Here is a 17,567-nt window from a genome sequence, read left to right as displayed (position 1 = left end):
ATAGGCAATACATATGCCAGCGAGCGCTCCAGAGCGCATTCCATGGCACGGTGCTTGCACCGCGTGGCTCCGGCAAGAGCCACGCCGAGTCGTGTGTGCACGGCGCGCCATCTACGCGCCTGGCGCTCGGGGGCTCGCGGTGCGTGCAAGCGCAAATCACGCCGCCGCGTGCAGCAAAACAGTGCAACGGCGTCGTTCGTGGTGCAGCACGCCCGCGCGGCGTGCGCGGCGCGCATGCGCGATGCATGGGCGCCGTGGCGAATTCTCGCGCACAGGAAGCCGCCGTTTGAACCGGACGAGTTCAGATGAACACCACCTTGACGATCAGCAGTCGAAACTATTCTTCGTGGTCCATGCGAGGCTGGCTGCTCGCGAAACTTGCGGGACTGGAATTCGAAGCGGTCACCGTCCCCGTCGACGACGCCGCCGCGCGCGCCGAGCTTCTGCTGCTCTCGCCTTCGATACTCGTGCCCTGCCTGAGACACGACGGCATCGAGATCTGGGACACGCTCGCGATCTGCGAATACCTCAACGAGATCCGCCCGCAGGCGCGGCTCCTTCCGGAGGATCGCAAGGCGCGTGCGCACTGCCGCTCGGTTTGCGGCGAAATGCACTCGGGCTTCAGCGCGCTGCGCTCGGCGCTGCCGATGAACCTGCGCGGCCATTTCCCGAATTTCCGGATCTGGTCGCGCGCGCATGACGACATCGAGCGCGTTCTCACGATCTGGCGCGACTGCCTCCAGCGCTACGGCGGCCCCTGGCTCTTCGGCGAGATCGGCGCGGCCGACGCGATGTACGCCCCCGTCGTCACGCGACTCCTGACCTACGATGTGCCGCTCGATGCCGATATCGGCGAGTACTGCATGCGTGTGCTCAAGCAGCCCTATGTCGCCGAATGGATCGAGGCCGCTCAATCGGAAACCGAGGACATCGACGAGCTCGATATGGAATTCTGAGCGAGTCAGCGATGGCCCAGTGCCGCGCAAATCGTGACGTTTTGCAGCAGGCCGAGCTATGCCTGCAAAACCGAAGGGTCGATGTAACCCGGCACCGCAGCCGAGAGCGACTGCTTCAGGTCGCGGCTGCCGTCATCGGCCAGCACTTCGCTTTCGCCCGCTTCGAGGGCGTCATAGGCCTGACGAACGACATCGACGGGATCGGCTTTCGGCACGTCGAAGCCCTTGGTGAGATCCGTATCCACGAAACCGACGTGCACGCCGACCACACCGATCTTGCGCTCCCTGAGCTGAAGCCGCGCGTTGTTGGTATAACTCCAGGCCGCGGCCTTCGACGCCGAATACGGCGCAAGGAACGGCACGGGGCGCCACGTAACATCGGAAAGCACGTTGATGATGCCGCCGTTGCCATTGGAGGGCAGCGATGCCTCGAACGCGCGGGTCGTGCGGACGACCCCATAAAAATTCGTTTCGAAGATGCGGCGCGCCTGGTCTTCCACGTCTTGCGCAAACGGCGACTCGCTGACTTCCGCAATCCCCGCGTTGTTCACGAGCACGGTCACATCCGATGCGATTTTCGCGGCCGCCGTGACCGAGGCAGGATCCGTCACGTCGAGCTTGACGGGCACGATGCCGGGCTCGCTAAAGCGCTCCGGATTGCGCACGCCCGCATAGACCTTTGCGGCTCCGCGCGCGAGCGCCTCGCGCGCAAATGCCAGACCGAGCCCGCGACTCGCGCCTGTTACGAATACGATGGAATCCTTGATCTTCATTTCGAATCTCCTGAATGGATACTGCACGATGATCGTTCGAATCAGGCCTGGAAAAGCTCACGATTGGCACGCACGAAAGCTTCAACCGTTTGCGGCGCCTTTCCCGTGATCTGCTCGATGACGTTGTCGGTGCCCTTGAACACGCCGTTCTGGTAATCGACGGCAACCTCGATGAAGTGCTGAATCGCGAACTCGGGGAGATCGTACTTTTGCAAGTGTGCGCGATATTCTTCGAGCGTGCCCGGGCGATAGACGATCTTGCGGTCGATGACCTTGCCGATTTCGTCGGCAATGCCGTGATGGTCGAGTTCGACCGGGCCACAAAGTTCGTAGGTCTTGCCGAGATGGCCGGACGGTTGCGTGAGCATGTGCGCAATAAAGCGTGCCTGGTCTTCCGCGGCAATCGGCGCGTGGCGCCCCGCGCCATAAGGCAAGGTAATCTGCCCTTCCTTGACGATGGTGTCGAGCACCCACGGGAAGATCAGCCATTCGGAAAAAAAGGTCGGGCGAATATGAATGGTCGGCACGCCTGACCAATCGAGCACGCGCTCGGCGATCCAGTGATCGCGCGCCGCGTGGCTCTTCGCATCTTCGCGGGCGGAGATTTGCGACATTTCCACGACGACTTCGAGACCGGCGCGGCGCGCGGCGTCGGCAAAGTAGGCGGTGCCCTGAATGAACCCGGGCCGCACGGGATAACAGAGGTAAGCGCCGGACACGCCCGCCGTGGCGCGAATCAGGTCGTCGTGATCGAGCAGATCGCCCACGACCACTTCGGCGCCGGCGGCACGCAGCGCCGCGCTGCGTGCGTCTTCCTTGTGGACCATCGCGCGCACGGCATGTCCGGCCTCGAGCAAATTGTCGACCACGTGCACGCCGGTTTTGCCCGTTGCGCCGGTAATCAGGAATTTACGCTGTTGCATGATGCATCCTCCATTTCGTGAGTTGGCGCACTCGCAGCGAGTGCGGCAAACGACATCCCCGTTTTTCTCTGATGCCTCTTTCAGTGCATATGCACATTTGAGGGCGAGCGAAAGTCGCCATGACCTCGGCGACTGCTTACGTTCAAATCATTTCAATGTTTTGCCTGACGTCTTCGAGCAGCGACGTGGAAGCGTCGGCGTCCGGGATGATTCTCGCCATGGTCAGCGCGCCGACCATGGCGGCGAATGCGAACACGGCCTGCGTGCGGTCCGCCTTTTCCTCCGGCGTGCCCATGCGTGCGGCCAGCATGTCGATGAGTTCCTCGGCCCCGCGCCATGCTGCCGCGCGCGTGGCCTCGTCCGCACGGGCCAGTTCGCTGCCCATGCTTGCGAACGGGCAACCGTTCGCGGGCGCGTCGCGATGGCCGGTGGAAAGGTACGCATCGACGATGGCGCGGTACGCCTCCTCCCCCTCGCACCCCTGCGCCGCGCCGGCAAGCGTGCCGACAATGCCGGCAAGCCCCGCTTCGCACGCCTGCGCGACCAGCTGGTCCTTCGATTCGAAATGCCGGTAGAAGCCGCCATGAGTCAGTCCCGCAGCCGCCATGACGTCGGCAAGGCCCGTTGCGTGAATGCCGTTGGCCCTGAACGCTTCGGCCGCGACCGCCACGATGCGCCGGCGCGTTTCGGCAGCTTCTTCCCTCGACTTCCTCATGATCCGCCCTGCTTCGTGACTCGATGTGATTTAGATGCTAGTCATCATCTAAACGCAAGTCAAGACACTTTTTTGATGAAACCCGCTCATCCATGCGTTAGTTAGCGAACATGTCTTCGCATTGAACACGGTTTGCGCCGCCCGCCAAAATCCACGCGACGAAGACAACGACCAGCAGACCGCACATAGCAGCCAGGTCCGCACGACAGAGGAAGGAAAGTGAGGGGGTTCGCGTTTATTCGTGACGCGTTCTATCTACAGGAGATAAAAGGCATGCTCACGCTGGAATGGTGAGCGGTCAACATAACAGGGTTGGTGAACCGATCCCGAAGCCCAACAGATCGCCAGACTGAAAGCCTCGTCGCACCGTGTGGGCAACCGGGGACCGTGGGGAACCGATTCCCCCACGCGAGGCAAGTTCCTGTCCGCCCCGCTCTTGATGCTCAAAACAGCGCGAAGCTTGTCTGCGCAACCATCGCGGTATCGATGGCTACCTTCATGAACGGCTTGACCTTGGGGTGGCGCGCCGGTCTGGGCGGACAACAGCGGGGCGAATTGAACGCGTGTAGCCCTGACGCGCTTCGACGGTTTGGGCGTGAGTGCCTCCCCTTCCAGGAGGCGCCGGAGCTGCGACCTCCAACACAGGCAATGCTTCAGCACGTGAAGCAATCGCGCTGGCCAAAAACCCGGCCAGCGCGATCGAATGCCATTGCGCGAGGCGTTACTGCGCTGCGGGCTGCGTGACGTCCTGGCCGAACCAGTGCATGGAGATCTTCTTGAGCGTACCGTCCTCCTTCAGGGAGGTCAGTGCGTCGTTGATCGCCTTTTCGAATTTCGGGTTGCCCTTGCGGAACGGAATGCCCTGTTGCTGATCGGCGCCCTTGAGCACCGCACCCGGACGCAGCGGCAGCTGCGACGTCTTGATGATGTACGGCAGCATCAGACGGTCGTCGATCGTCGCGTCGATGCGCTTCGCGGCCAGGTCGCGCAGTTTCTCGGGCGCGCCGGGATAAGTCTGCACGTTGATGCCGGGCACGGCGCGCGCCATCTGGTCGTAGTTGGTGCCGAGCGTCACGCCGAGCTTTTTGTCGCCCTTGAACTCGTCGAGCGACTTGAAGTCGCGCTTGTCGTCGGAGCGCTGAATGAGCTGGGCCGCCGAGTACGTGTACGGCTGGCTGAAGTCGAGCGCCTGCTGGCGCTGCGGCGTGATCGTCACCTGGTTGACGATCACGTCGAACTTGCCGGACTGCAGCGCCGCGATAATGCCGCTCCACTCGGTAGGGATGAATTCGGGCTTGACGCCGAGCTTGGCGGCCACGGCTTTCGCGACATCCACGTCGAAGCCGACGAGTTCGCCCTTGCTGTCGCGCGAATCGAACGGAGGATAGGTGCCTTCGAGGCCGATCTTGAGCACCCCGGCCTGTTTGACGGAATCCAGCAGATCTTCCGCATACGCGGAAACGGCGGTAAATCCGAGTGCCGATACGGCCAGCGCGCTGGTGAACAGGAGTTTCGACAGCTTCATTGAATCTCTCCTCGTTATGTGAGTGTTTGGGTTATTCCGGCTACTGGACTGCTTCGCGACGGCACATGAGCGTCCCCCGAAAGCCGCGTCGGTAGAGAATACTACGATCGGCAGCGCGGCCGAAGTCCGCGCATCTGAGTACTTTCCCGCGCTGACTTTCGCCGCTCGATGGTGTCAAGCGGCATGCAGATGCGCCGCTACTCCGGCCAGACCCAGTCCGTGATCTCGGCGCGGTCGATGCCATACGTGTGCGCGTAGTTCAGGTTGCTGATGATGGCGTTCCTCATGTCTTCCCGAAGATGCGCGGTTCTGCCCTGCAAGCGCGGCACGCGGTCCAGCACGTCGATGACGAGATTGAAGCGGTCGACCTGATTGAGGATGGCCAGTTCGAGCGGCGTGTTGATATTGCCCTTCTCCTTGTAGCCGCGCACATGCATGTTGTCGTGATTGCGAAATCGATAGGAGAGCTTGTGGATCAACCACGGATATCCGTGGAAGTTGAAGATCACCGGTTTGTCGACCGTGAACAGACTATCGAACTCACGAGGCTTGGAGCCATGTGGATGCTCGGTGATCGGTTGCATCTTGAAGAGATCGACCACGTTCACGAAGCGCAGCTTGAGTTCGGGAAGTCGTTCGCGCAGGATCGCGGTTGCCGCCAGCGCTTCCTGGGTCGCGACATCGCCGCAGCATGCCATCACAACATCCGGCTCGGCGCCTTCGTCGGAGCACGCCCGGCGCCACACGCCGATTCCCTTTGCGCAATGCACGACCGCCTCGTCGATCGTCGTGAACTGGAGATGCTTTTGCTTGTCGGCCACGATCACGTTGATGCAGTTCGTCGAGCGCAGGCAATGATCTGCAGTGACGAGCAGCGTGTTGGCGTCGGGCGGCAGATAAACGCGGGTCACCGATGGGCTCTTGTTGGTGACCAGATCGATAAAGCCCGGGTCCTGGTGCGAAAAGCCGTTGTGATCCTGGCGCCACACCGTCGACGAAAGCAGGATATTCTGCGAGGCCACCGAGGCGCGCCACGGCACATGGTTCTTGCAGATGTCGAGCCATTTTGCGTGCTGGTTGAACATCGAATCGACCACGTGCGCGAAGGCTTCGTAAGTGTGGAAAAAGCCGTGGCGTCCGGTAAGCAGATATCCTTCGAGCCAGCCCATCAACGTGTGCTCGGAAAGGATTTCCATGACGCGGCCATCGCGAGCGAGTTCGCCGCCGTCCTCGTCCTCGGGCAAGAGATCGGCCATCCAGACTTTTTTCGAAACCTCATAGATCGCCTGCAGGCGATTCGATGCCGTCTCGTCAGGCCCGAATACGCGGAACGTTTGCATATTGCAGCGCATGACGTCGCGCAGGTACTCGCCGAGCGGCCGCGTGTTTTCCCGGAGGATCTTTCCGGGTTGCGTCACGTCGACGGCGTAGGCCCGAAAATCAGGCAGCTTCAACTCGCGGCGCAATATCCCGCCATTGGCATGCGGATTGGCGCTCATACGACGCGGTCCGCGCGGCGCAAGCGCTCTCAGTTCGGGCACCAGCCTGCCGTTCTCGTCGAAAAGCTCTTCCGGCCGGTAACTGCGCAGCCAGGTTTCCAGCACCGCGAGGTTCGCCGCATTGCCGCGCACGTCGGAGAATGGCACCTGGTGCGCGCGCCACGATCCTTCGACCTTGTGGCCGTTGATTTCCTTGGGTCCGCTCCAGCCTTTGGGCGTGCGCAGCACGATCATCGGCCAGCGTGGCCGCTCCACCGTGCCGGCGCTACGCGCGCGTTCGCGAATCGCCCGAATCTCGGCGGCTACGGCGTCGAGCGTCGCCGCCATTTTCTGGTGCATCGCTTCGTGGTCGTCTCCCTCGACGAAATAAGGCCGGTAGCCGTAGCCGACGAACAACGACTCCAGTTCTTCGTGGCTGATGCGCGAAAGCACCGTCGGGTTGGCGATCTTGTAGCCGTTGAGGTTGAGGATGGGCAGCACCGTCCCGTCACGCACAGGATTGACGAACTTGTTCGAATGCCATGCCGTCGCCAGGGGCCCGGTCTCGGCTTCGCCGTCTCCGATCACGCACGCCACGATCAGGTCCGGATTGTCGAGCGCCGCGCCATAGGCGTGAGAGAGGCTGTAGCCCAGTTCGCCTCCCTCGTGGATCGAGCCGGGCGTTTCAGGCGTCACATGCGAGCCGATATGCCCCGGAAACGAGAACTGCTTGAAGAACTTCTGCATGCCCTCGGCGTCTTCGCTCTTGTCCGGATACACCTCCGAATACGTGCCTTCGAGCCAGGCGGGCCCGAGCACGCCAGGCGCGCCGTGGCCCGGGCCCGCCATGAAGATCATGTTGAGATCATCGCGCCGGATGAGCCGGTTCAGGTGCGCCCAGACGAAAGAGAGCGCCGGACTCGCGCCCCAATGCCCGAGCAGACGCGCCTTGACGTGCTCCGGCTTCAGCGGCTCTCGCAGCAGCGGGTTGTCTATCAGGAAGATCATGCCCACCGACAGGTAATTGCATGCGCGCCACCAGCCGTCGATGGCTCGAAGCTCGTCGTTGTCGAGTGGCGTTGCCTGGAGGGGAATGTCCGAAGAGGCGGTATTGCCCATATCTGCATCTCCTTGCCCATGCCGCGGGGTTGCGCCGCGCGGGCGTTGACGGTCGGTCGAGGGGCCGGCGCTTGCGGCGACCGCGCGGGACTGGCCAACAGAGGGAAAAGCCAGGTGCATACTGACCGCAGGATACGTTACTGCACGGGCAATTCAAGAAAGTCTGGCATGACAAGTCAGCTACCCCTTCGCGCGCGGCAAAACGTGACCGATCGGAAACCCGTGCCCCGCCTGGCATTCAACGCGTTTGCGAACGGGAATTGGCGGTAGCGCGGCAATGGTGGCAATTCATGCAACTGTCATGCTGCCTGACTACGGTGAAAGTTTGGCCCGCAGCCGGGATTGGCGTTGACGGCGGACGGAACATGATGGTCCACGTGGGAGTGGCCTGCGATGAATAGCACGCAAGAAACCGGGAACGCCCTGGCCTGGGAGACCCGGCTCGCGCAAGTGAAAGACGGCGTCGAGGAATTGCGGCTCGCCGCCCTCGCAGCGGAGCACGGATCTTGCGCAGCGTTCGACCTCGCGGCGGCCTCGATGCGGGCCAGCACGGTCAATCTGGTCCACTACCTCGCGGTGCGTCGCCATGACGTGCGAGCCCTTCAGGACGATCTCGCGCGCCTCGGGCTCAGTTCGCTGGGACGCATGGAGTCGCGCGTCATGGCCTCGCTGCAGGCCGTGCTACGCGTGCTGTACACGCTGCTGGCCGAACCCGTTCCCACCGATGTTATCGAAGATCCGTCGATCACCTTCGATAGCGGCCCAGCCTTGCTCGAAGCGCACGCGGAAGCGATCCTGGGCGCCGGGCCACAAGGGCGCCGGACCCGGATCATGGTCACGATGCCCGGGGAGGCGGCCGACGATCCGGATCTGATTCGCCGACTCGTCGAAGCGGGCATGGGCATCATGCGGATCAATTGCGCCCGCGATTCCCCGGCGATCTGGCAGCGCATGGTCGAGCATCTTCGCCACGCCGAGCGCGAGCTTGGTGAACGATGCCTGATTTCGTTCGACCTCGCGGGCCCAAAGCTCCGTACCGGTCCCATTGCGCCCGGTCCGGCCGTCTTCAAGTTGCGGCCGAGCCGCAACGCGCTGGGGCAAGTGACCCGTCTCGCCCGTGTGCGGCTAACGGAGGAAGACATCACGGGATGCGATGGGGATGTTCCGTCGATTCCGGTCGAAGCGTCGCTCCTCAGCCACGCGAAACCGGGCGACAGCATTGCATTCGTCGATGCGCGCGGCCGCGAGCGTGTGCTTGCCGTCATCGAAGTTCGTCCTGGCGAGTGTCTATGCGAAACCGACAGGTCGGCCTATGTCATTCCCGGACTGCGCTTCGTATTGCGGCGAGGGCAGTCGTTGATCGTCAAGGGAAAGGTGGGCGCGTTGCCGGCAGTCGAACAATGGATTTCGCTGCGGGTCGGCGATGTCCTGGAAGTCGTTCGAGGCGAGGCGCCCGGGCGCGATGCAATCTACGACGACGAGGGCCGCGTCGCGCAACCGGCGTTCGTCTCGTGTGCGCTCGCCGAGGTGTTCGGCGGCGTGCGTATCGGCGAGCCGATCCTGTTTGACGACGGCAAGATCCAGGGTGTGATTCGCGATATCGTCGACGACCGTTTGCGGGTCGAGATCACAGGCACCGCAGGGGGTACGGCGAAACTTCGGTCCGGGAAGGGCATCAACCTGCCGGAATCGAATCTTGCGTTACCCGCACTGACGCCCAAAGACATCGAGGATCTCGCGTTCGTCGCGCAGCATGCGGACGCCGTCGCCATGTCGTTCGTTCAGCGCGCGAACGACATCGACGACCTGCTGCACGAGCTCGCGCGGCTCGACGCGTCGCACCTTGGCATCATCCTCAAGATCGAAACGAAAACCGCATTCAGCCGGCTACCGGAGCTTTTGCTGAGCGCGATGCGGCATCCGCCCATCGCCGTGATGATCGCCCGCGGCGATCTGGGCGTGGAAGTGGGTTTCGAGCGCCTGTCCGAAGTGCAGGAAGAAATCCTGTGGCTATGCGAAGCCGCGCACGTGCCGGTCATCTGGGCCACCCAGGTGCTCGAATCGCTCGCCAAGGGAGGCATGCCTTCACGCGCGGAAGTCAGCGACGCGGCGATGGGCAGCCGCGCCGAGTGCGTGATGCTCAACAAGGGGCCATACATTCTCGAAACATTAGCTTTCCTAAGGGATGTGCTGGTGCGCATCGAGGAGCACCAGCACAAAAAAACCGCCCGGCTGCGCAAGCTGCGAGTGGCCGGCAGCGTCGGCTAGCGTTCGCGACGCGCAATCGGCCAGATACTCCGGCAGGACCGCCGGCTTCGTATCGCACCGCGCGCTCGCACATTCGACTGTCGCAGCACAATGGGGGCGCAGCGCGTGAGACTAAAGCGTTTGCCCGAATCACCAAAGTTGCGGCACATCGAACGTTTGCGTCTTCGCTGCGGTTTTGCGGCGGCGTTTCAGCTTGACCTGGGCCTGTGCGATGTCGCTCCACATCTGCGCGGCGCGGCGTACCGCGCAATCGAACGACTCGTCCTCCACCGTGGAGCGTCCGTCGACGGTGATCCGCCAGCCGTTGCGGATTCGCATGCAGCTCACGCGATCGTCTTCCATGAGATCGGCGTACCAGCGCCAGACGCGCGCGTCATCGATGTTCGCACGCGCCGCGGCGGCGAGCCGCACCAGTTCGAGACTATAGGGTTGTGTGTGCATCTTTTCTCTTGCCATGCCATGGTCTGCCAGCCGAGCCCGGACGCCGACGTAGTCGGCATTGCGCCCAAAATGCGCGAAAGACGTGGCTGCGCCTTCACGCGTGGTCCTGCCATTGCGAGCCAAGAATCTTCCCGCAGAAGTTCTCGCGGCAATAGTTCGGATCGATGCGGTCGAGCAGGTCGGCGTTGCGCGTGCCGAAGCTCGTTTGCGGCCGGTGTTTCATGCCGTACCCCATCGCACCGATGATCGCGTCCTTGAAGCCCTTGCCGCGCGGATACGCGGCGAGCACTCCGGCACGCTCGCGGCCCGTATAGGAATCGAACTGCGCGGCGACGAGGTCGGTGCTCACCGCCGCCGCGAGCACGGCCGCGAGCGGGGAGATGCGCTCCGGGATGCCCGGCGAGGTGTGCAGCGCGATCGCAAGCCACGCTTCGTCCTGCTCGCGCGCACTCGCGCCGTGATGATGCAGAAGCCGCCGCGCGGCGTCGGCACTGTCCAGCTCGTAGCGCATGGTCGAATGCGCGTAGGCCGCGCTCAGGCCCATGTTCGCGTACAACGCGCTCACATAGAGCGTCTGCGCGTCGCACGCAAGGCCGTCGCGCCTGGCGCTCAATGCCGCGAACACGAACACGCGCTTCGCGTGGCCGAGCAGCACTGCCGGCAGCGACGCGCGGGCGCTCTCCTCGGCTGCCCTCGCCAGCGACGTGGACGGAATGCGCACACCGGCCACTTCCAGGCTCGCTGCACCGGATGATGTCCACATGCCTGCCTCCTCTCTTTGTGATCCGACGCCTCACGCCGCGTTCACACGGTTGCGTCGATTGGTTCATGGCGCTACGCGCGCGCTGCTCAGAACGCGAAGCAACTGCAGCCGAGCGCGCCCCAGAAGGCGTTGGCATCGCGTGCGGGCACGTTGCTGCGCCACGCCCAGCCATGCGCGTGCTTGTGCACGCCGCACAGGTTCGCGCACGCGCTGCTGCACGACTGGGCGAGCGCGTCGTTCGCAGTGACGGGACGGTAGCGCGCATAGCCGCCGAACTCCGCGACGGGCGACCACGACGGGCTCACGGGCAGCGCAGGCGGCGCGAGCGCTTCGAACTCCGCGTCGGCGTAGACCACGCGGCCGTTCACTACGGTGAGCACCGAAGTCAGGTGCTTGATGTCCTCTTCGCCGATCGTGAAGAAGTCGTCGCTCAGCACGGCGAAATCGGCGAATTGCCCCGGCACGAGCGCGCCCTTTCGGGTCTCGTCGTTCGAGAACCACGCGCTGCCCACCGTATAGCGGCGCAGCGCCTCCATGCGTTCGAGGCGGTCGCGCGGCGCATACATGGGCGTGCCGCCCACGGTGCGTCCGGAAACGAGCCAGTAGAGCGAAACGAAGGGGTTGTAGCTCGCCACGCGCGTGGCGTCCGTACCCGCGCCCACGGGCAGACCGGCTTCGAGCATCTTGCGCACGGGCGGCGTTTGGGCCGCGGCCTGCGTGCCGTAGCGCGCGATGAAATACTCGCCCTGAAAAGCCATGCGGTGCTGAACGGCGATGCCGCCGCCAAGCGCGGCGATACGTTCGATGTTGCGATCCGAGATCGTCTCGCAGTGATCGAAGAACCAGCGTAGGCCATTGAACGGCGTGTCGGCGTTCACGCGCTCGAATACATTCAGGAAGCGGTCGATCGACTCGTCGTAGGTCGCGTGCAGGCGGAACGGCCAGCGGTTCTGCACGAGCAGACGCACGACATCTTCAAGCTCCTCTTCCATCTCGCCCGGCAGGTCGGGACGCGGTTCGAGAAAGTCTTCGAAGTCCGCCGCCGAGAACACCAGCATCTCGCCCGCGCCGTTGAGCTTGAGAAAATCACCGCCTTCGCCGGGACGCGTGGCCTTCGCCCACTTCGCGAAGTCCTCGATCTCGCGTTTCGCGTTCTGCGTAAAGAGGTTGTACGCGATACGCACGGTCAACTGGTCGCGTTTGGCGAGCTCCATGACGACGGCGTAGTCGTCGGGCCAGGCCTGATAGCCGCCGCCCGCATCGATGGCGCTCGTCACCGCCAGGCGATTCAGTTCCCGCATGAACTGGCGCGACGAATTCATCTGATCGTCGAAGCCGAGCTTCGGGCCTTTCGCCAGCGTGGCGTAAAGCAGTCCCGCATTCGGCCGCGCAATCAGCATGCCGGTGGGATTGCCGCGTCTGTCGCGCTGGATTTCGCCGCCCGGCGGATTGGGCGTGCCGCGGTCATAGCCGGCCGCGCGCAATGCCGCGGCGTTGAGCAGCGCGCAGTCGTAGAGGTGCAGGATGAAAACCGGCGTGTCGGGCGCGATGGCATTGATTTCCTCGAGCGTGGGTCCGCGCTTCTCCACAAACTGGAATTCGTTCCAGCCGCCCACCACGCGCACCCATTGCGGCGCGGGCGTGCGCGCGACCTGGGCGCGCAGCATGTCGAGCGCGTCGGCAAGCGACGGCACGCCGTCCCAGCGCAGTTCCATGTTGAAGTTCAACCCGCCGCGGATCATGTGCAGATGCGAGTCGTTGAGCCCCGGAATCACGGTGCGGCCGTTCAGGTCGATGCGGCGCGCGTCGGCGCGCGCCCATAGCATGACATCGCGCTCGCTGCCGCTCGCCACGATATTGCCGTCGGCCACGGCCAGTGCCGCGACGAACGAGCGGCGTTCGTCCTGGGTTGCGATCTTGCCGTTGTAGATCACCAGGTCGGCGATGCGGGCAGGTTGATCAGGTGCGCTCATCGACGCCTTCGTGTGTTCTCGATTTGAAGCGTTCCGGGTGACGCGCGTCTTCACGCGCGTCACCCGGAACGGCGTGCGTCGTGTCAGGACTTGAGGAAGGCGATCAGGTCTGCGTTGACCTGATCGACGTGCGTGCTGCACATGCCGTGCGGCGCCCCGGCATACACTTTGAGCGTCGCGTTCCTGACGATCTTCGCGGACAGCTTCGCCGAATCGTCGATCGGTACGATCTGGTCGTCGTCGCCGTGCAGAATGAGCGTGGGCACGCTGATCTTCTTGAGGTCTTCGGTGTAGTCGACTTCGGAGAACTGCTTGATGCACTCATACTGGCCCTTGATCGACCCCGCCATGCCCTGGCGCCAGAAGTCCTGCACCAGCCCTTGGGAGACTTTGGCATTGGGACGGTTGAAGCCGTAGAACGGCGTCGCGAGATCGAGGTAGAACTGCGAGCGGTTCGCGGCCACGCCGGCGCGAATACCGTCGAACACCGACATCGGCAGGCCATTCGGATTGTTCGCCGACTTGACCATTTGCGGCGGCACGGCACCGATCAGCACGGCCTTTGCCACGCGCTTCTCGCCGTGGCGGCCAATGTAGTGCGCCACCTCGCCGCCGCCCGTGGAATGGCCCACGAGCATCGCGCCCTTCACGTCGAGCGAATCGAGTACCGCAGCCAGATCGTCTGCATAGGTGTCCATATCGTTGCCGCCCGACGGCTGGCCCGAGCGGCCATGCCCGCGGCGATCGTGCGCAATGACGCGGTAGCCCTGGTTCACGAGGAAGAGCATCTGCGCGTCCCACGCATCCGCGCAAAGCGGCCAGCCATGCGAGAACACCACGGGCACGCCCGTGCCCCAATCCTTGAAGTAGATCTGCGTGCCGTCCTTCGCGCTCACGTACCCGCCACCGTGGTGGTGACCCGTGCCATGCGCTTGCGGCGCGGCGCCGGTCGCGGCGGCCGCGACGCTCGACATGGCGGCCACTGCGCCTGCCACACCTGCGCTCGCCGAAAGCAGCCTGCGGCGCGACGCCGAGGGAATGGACGTATCGAGTTGCTGCGTGCTCATGCTGGTTCTCCGTCGTTGCATCGCTCCCGCGTGCGCCGGGCGATGTCACTGCGCGTTGTATTGGATGGCGATGCGGCGATCTGCTAGACGTGGTCGATCTTCGCCGCATGCCTGATGGCAGCTTAGTGACGGAGCGTTCTAAAGTCCTTGGCGTGAGCTGAAAGTTTCTGAAGCAGAACGATTCAGGTGGTGGCGCTCGAAGCAATGGCGGCCTGCGGCGCAGGCCTGGCCAGGCAAGCGCCGGTCTCGTCGAGCATTTGCGCGAGCTTCACAAGGCGCAAAACGTCCGGCGACTTCGATGCAATGTCCACGCGCGCGGTCATGCCATCGATAAGAGCGGCGGCGCGCGTAACGTTCCCCGTTTCGATCAGATGCACGGCCAGATCGAGCGCGGCGCGCATTTCCCAAAGCGGCGCGCCATCGGCATTCGCCTGTTCCATGGCAGCGCCAAGGAGCCTCTGCCCCTCCGCTACGCGCTGCGCGGCTTCTTTTGCCGAAGCACCCGGCAGCTTCGCACGCTGCAATTCCAGCCAGCCGCGCGAGCGCAGCAGCTCCGGCTCGAAGAATCGCTCGCCATTTGCCCTCGCGGACACGATGGTCTCGTCCAGCAGCACACGGCCTTCATCGAGGCGGCCCGCACCCGCGAGCGCCTGGGCGTGCAACACCACGAACGGCGTGACCACGCGCCGGAAGCCGCGCGCAGCGAGCCGTCGAAGCGCCGGCTCGAGCCGTTCGAGCGCGGCCTCGCCGCGCCCGGCCATCATGTCGACCTTCGCGGTCAGACACTCGGCGTAGTCCAGCCAGATCTCCAGACGATGGCTCGCCGCCTGTGAGCGCAGCAAGGCCAGATAGTTTGCGGCGGCCTGGTGTTCGCCGCAATCGAGCGCAATGGGCACGGCCGCGACGGCGAGCACATGGCACAGCGACGGTTCGAGCATATCGCCGCGGATCAGCTCCAGCGTGCGTTCGAGGAGCTGCATCGCGCGCGCCGGATCGCATTGCAGCAGCGCAATGCGCGCAAGCGTGCCGCACGCGTAGATCAGTGGACAAACCGACAGCCAGCCGCGCGCCGGATTGCGCGAGCCCAGTCCGCTAATGGCGTTCACCGTGCGTTCGAGACGCTCGCGGGCCTGATCGTGTTCGCCGAAACAATGGAGCGAGATGGCGATCATTTGCTCCGCGAGCCATTGTCGCCACGGCGAATCGCTGGCCGTGGCGGCTTGCTGGAAACGCGTGGCATAGCGCAGCGACGTATGGATATCGCCAGTCGCCAGCATGGTGTTCCACAGGCCCCAGAGCGCGTCGGACGCGAACTCGGCATCGCCCGCCTCACGCGCAAGCCGTTGCACGCGCTCCCACAGAGACAGCGCCGTGCCTACGTTGTCGCCCGCATGCATGAGCGTGGACGCGTAGGCCGCACAGAGCTTCATTTCGCATACGGCATCCACCGAGCCCGCGGGCAGACTGTCGAGCACCGCGAGCGCGCGGCGCGCCCGCTCGCAGCATTCGCGCACGTGCGATGCGCCGAGGAGCGTGCCCACGAGTGCGCCCGCCAGCGCGACGCCCAGCGCGGGATCGCCGTCCGCGGAGAAGGCCCATTCGTAGGCGTTGCGTGCATCGTCGAGCGAAAGGCGCGCGCTGGCGTCTTGCCCGTTCTCCGGCTGAGCGACGAAAGAACCGCTCTCTTCGATACGCTCGCGCATATAGCGCACATGGCGCGCGCCGATGACCTGCGATTCTCCTTCGTCGCGCAGTTTTTCGAGTGCATACGCACGCGTGCTCTCGGTGAGCCGGTACAGCGCAATGGCACCGTGAAACTCGACGTTGAGCATGGATTTGGCCGCGAGCTCGGAAAGGCTCGAAACGATCACGGCAATCGACATGCCGGGCTCGGCCGCCACCGCGCAGACCGCCTCGAATGTGAAGGTGCCCGCGAAGCAACCCACGCGCCTGAACAAGGTGCGCGAGGCGGCATCGAGCAGCGTGTAGCTCCATTCGAACGTCGCGCGCAATGTTTGATGCCGTGGCAAGGTCGAGCGCAGTCCCCCCGTGAGCAGGTTGAGCCGGTCGTCGAGGCGCGAGGCCACGCCTTCCACGCCGAGCGTCGCCACGCGCGCGGCAGCCAGTTCGATCGCGAGCGGAAGGCCTTCGAGCCGCCGGCAGATTTCGGCGACCCGTTCGATGCTCGGCTCGTCTCGCGCACAATCGGGCGCCAGCGCGCGGGCGCGGCAGAGAAAGAGCGCGACGGCCGAACACCCGAGTATCGCCTCGGTTGGCAGGCCGCTCGCAGGCACGGCGAGCGGCTCGAGCCGCAGCACCGATTCCCCCCTGATGTGCAGCGGCTCCCGGCTCGTCACGAGCAGACGCGCAGCGTGGTTGCGCGAGACCAGCGTGTCGGCGAGGCTCGCGACGACATCGATCACATGTTCTGCGTTGTCCAGCACGAGCAGGCAGTTCGACGCCTCCACCGCGCGGGAGATGACGTCTTCGCAGGTCTCGCCGGGACCGGCGTGCTGTCCGAGTGCCGCGGCCACCGTGGCGAGCACGGTTTCGCTCGAGCTCGCGTTGCCCAGCTCCACGAGGCAGACCGCCCGGCCAAACCGGCTTTGCATCTCGCTCGCGATGTACCGCGCAAGGCAGGTCTTGCCGATTCCTCCCGCGCCGACCACCGTGGTCACGGGAGCCACTTCGAGCTGCGCCAGGATCAGCGCGATTTCGCTTTCACGCCCGATTGGGTGAGCAGCCCTCGGCGCCGACGCGCCCTCGCGCGCGACGGCGCTGCCGCTTGCCGCGCCGCTATTCTCCGTGCCTGCGCCGACGAGCACATAGCCGCGTCCGGGCACGGTCTTGATGAGATCGCGATCGGCGCCCAGCAGCTTGCGCAGCGCCGCGATGTGGACCTGAAGGCTATTTTCCTCGACGACGGTATTGGGCCAGACAGCGTCCATGATCGCGTCTTTCGAGACCAGGGTCCCGTGCGCACGATAGAGCGCTTCGAGCACATCGAACGCGCGGGCCCCGATCCGTACGGAAAGGCCATTGCGCCAAATCTCGCGCCGCTCGAAACTGACCCGCAACGCGCCGATCTGAATCATGGTCATCTCCAGGTAATAGTCGTGTGAAGCGCGAATTGCTTCGCGACACCCCCCTTGTTAAACATTCGTTTAGTCATTCCGATTGAATCGAATGTTTTGAACCGAGGCTCATCCTACCCGGTTCCAAAGCCTCCATAGCCATCGAATTCGATGGCCGACGGAAGGCTATCGCGCGAATGCCGCGCTTTGCGACTGTTCTGCGTGTCGCTTCGGGCAAAGTGTAATCAGCGGTAACCAATTCGTCTTGAATAAAAGTCCGCCGCATTTTCTCACCCTTTGCCCACCCTTCGCGCGCCGACGGAAAGAAAGAGGCTCGACACGTACATTTTTTTGCGGAGTTTTTTTCGGGGATAATCGCATTCGCGAGGACCGTTATTCATTCCCGCATCCTTTGGCGCGATGAGAAGCGCGTTGCCGCTGCGAAGCCACGCTGGTATGAAAGTCATCTCGACCCGGTCATACCCGTATTGA

At 64.0% G+C, this 17,567-nt stretch carries 12 protein-coding genes; 2 read left to right on the top strand and 10 right to left on the bottom strand.

Features of this window, described 5'->3' with window-relative positions:
* Window positions 1–305 precede the first annotated feature (305 nt).
* Complete coding sequence (locus BMI01S_RS29000) at window positions 306–956, top strand: glutathione S-transferase family protein (RefSeq protein WP_028232179.1); 651 nt, start codon at window positions 306–308, stop codon at window positions 954–956.
* A gap of 56 nt (window positions 957–1,012) precedes the next feature.
* Here BMI01S_RS29000 and BMI01S_RS28995 read toward each other — a convergent pair whose 3' ends face one another.
* The 5 genes from BMI01S_RS28995 to BMI01S_RS28975 all read right to left on the bottom strand — a co-directional run bounded on the left by BMI01S_RS28995 (window position 1,013) and on the right by BMI01S_RS28975 (window position 7,489).
* Window positions 1,013–1,729 (bottom strand): SDR family oxidoreductase, encoded by a 717-nt coding sequence (locus BMI01S_RS28995; protein WP_028212220.1) that lies wholly within the window; start codon window positions 1,727–1,729, stop codon window positions 1,013–1,015.
* A 41-nt stretch (window positions 1,730–1,770) separates the two neighbouring features.
* Window positions 1,771–2,652, bottom strand: coding sequence for an NAD(P)H-binding protein (locus BMI01S_RS28990; protein WP_028212221.1), 882 nt, complete (start codon window positions 2,650–2,652; stop codon window positions 1,771–1,773).
* A 142-nt stretch (window positions 2,653–2,794) separates the two neighbouring features.
* A complete protein-coding gene (locus BMI01S_RS28985; protein ID WP_028212222.1) occupies window positions 2,795–3,367 on the bottom strand; it encodes a TetR/AcrR family transcriptional regulator in 573 nt (190 codons plus the stop codon).
* Between the two features lie 721 nt (window positions 3,368–4,088).
* Window positions 4,089–4,892 (bottom strand): transporter substrate-binding domain-containing protein, encoded by an 804-nt coding sequence (locus BMI01S_RS28980; RefSeq protein WP_028212223.1) that lies wholly within the window; start codon window positions 4,890–4,892, stop codon window positions 4,089–4,091.
* A gap of 197 nt (window positions 4,893–5,089) precedes the next feature.
* Entirely contained in the window at window positions 5,090–7,489 is a 2,400-nt protein-coding gene (locus BMI01S_RS28975; RefSeq protein ID WP_028232178.1) for a phosphoketolase family protein, read from the bottom strand.
* Window positions 7,490–7,882: 393 nt separating this feature from the next.
* On the opposite strand from BMI01S_RS28975, the gene BMI01S_RS28970 reads away from it, so the two are divergent.
* Window positions 7,883–9,757 carry a pyruvate kinase gene (locus BMI01S_RS28970; RefSeq protein WP_028232177.1) on the top strand — a complete coding sequence of 625 codons (1,875 nt, stop codon included), beginning with the start codon at window positions 7,883–7,885 and terminating at the stop codon, window positions 9,755–9,757.
* A 129-nt stretch (window positions 9,758–9,886) separates the two neighbouring features.
* On the opposite strand, the gene BMI01S_RS28965 is transcribed toward BMI01S_RS28970, so the two are convergent.
* From BMI01S_RS28965 to BMI01S_RS28945, 5 genes are all read right to left on the bottom strand, one after another.
* A complete protein-coding gene (locus tag BMI01S_RS28965) occupies window positions 9,887–10,198 on the bottom strand; it encodes a hypothetical protein (RefSeq protein ID WP_154671368.1) in 312 nt (103 codons plus the stop codon).
* Window positions 10,199–10,292: 94 nt separating this feature from the next.
* On the bottom strand, window positions 10,293–10,961 hold the full coding sequence (locus BMI01S_RS28960) for an HD domain-containing protein (protein ID WP_028212227.1): 669 nt from the start codon (window positions 10,959–10,961) through the stop codon (window positions 10,293–10,295).
* Between the two features lie 86 nt (window positions 10,962–11,047).
* On the bottom strand, window positions 11,048–12,934 hold the full coding sequence (locus BMI01S_RS28955; RefSeq protein WP_028232175.1) for an amidohydrolase: 1,887 nt from the start codon (window positions 12,932–12,934) through the stop codon (window positions 11,048–11,050).
* A gap of 83 nt (window positions 12,935–13,017) precedes the next feature.
* Window positions 13,018–14,001, bottom strand: a complete 984-nt coding sequence (locus BMI01S_RS28950) for an alpha/beta fold hydrolase (RefSeq protein WP_028212229.1) — start codon at window positions 13,999–14,001, stop codon at window positions 13,018–13,020.
* Between the two features lie 182 nt (window positions 14,002–14,183).
* On the bottom strand, window positions 14,184–17,096 hold the full coding sequence (locus BMI01S_RS28945) for an ATP-binding protein (RefSeq protein ID WP_042291404.1): 2,913 nt from the start codon (window positions 17,094–17,096) through the stop codon (window positions 14,184–14,186).
* Window positions 17,097–17,567: the final 471 nt, after the last annotated feature.

Origin of the sequence: Paraburkholderia mimosarum LMG 23256 = NBRC 106338, assembly GCF_000739815.1 — a bacterium.
GTDB classification, from domain to species: domain Bacteria; phylum Pseudomonadota; class Gammaproteobacteria; order Burkholderiales; family Burkholderiaceae; genus Paraburkholderia; species Paraburkholderia mimosarum.
This window is presented reverse-complemented; position numbering and strand designations above follow the sequence as displayed.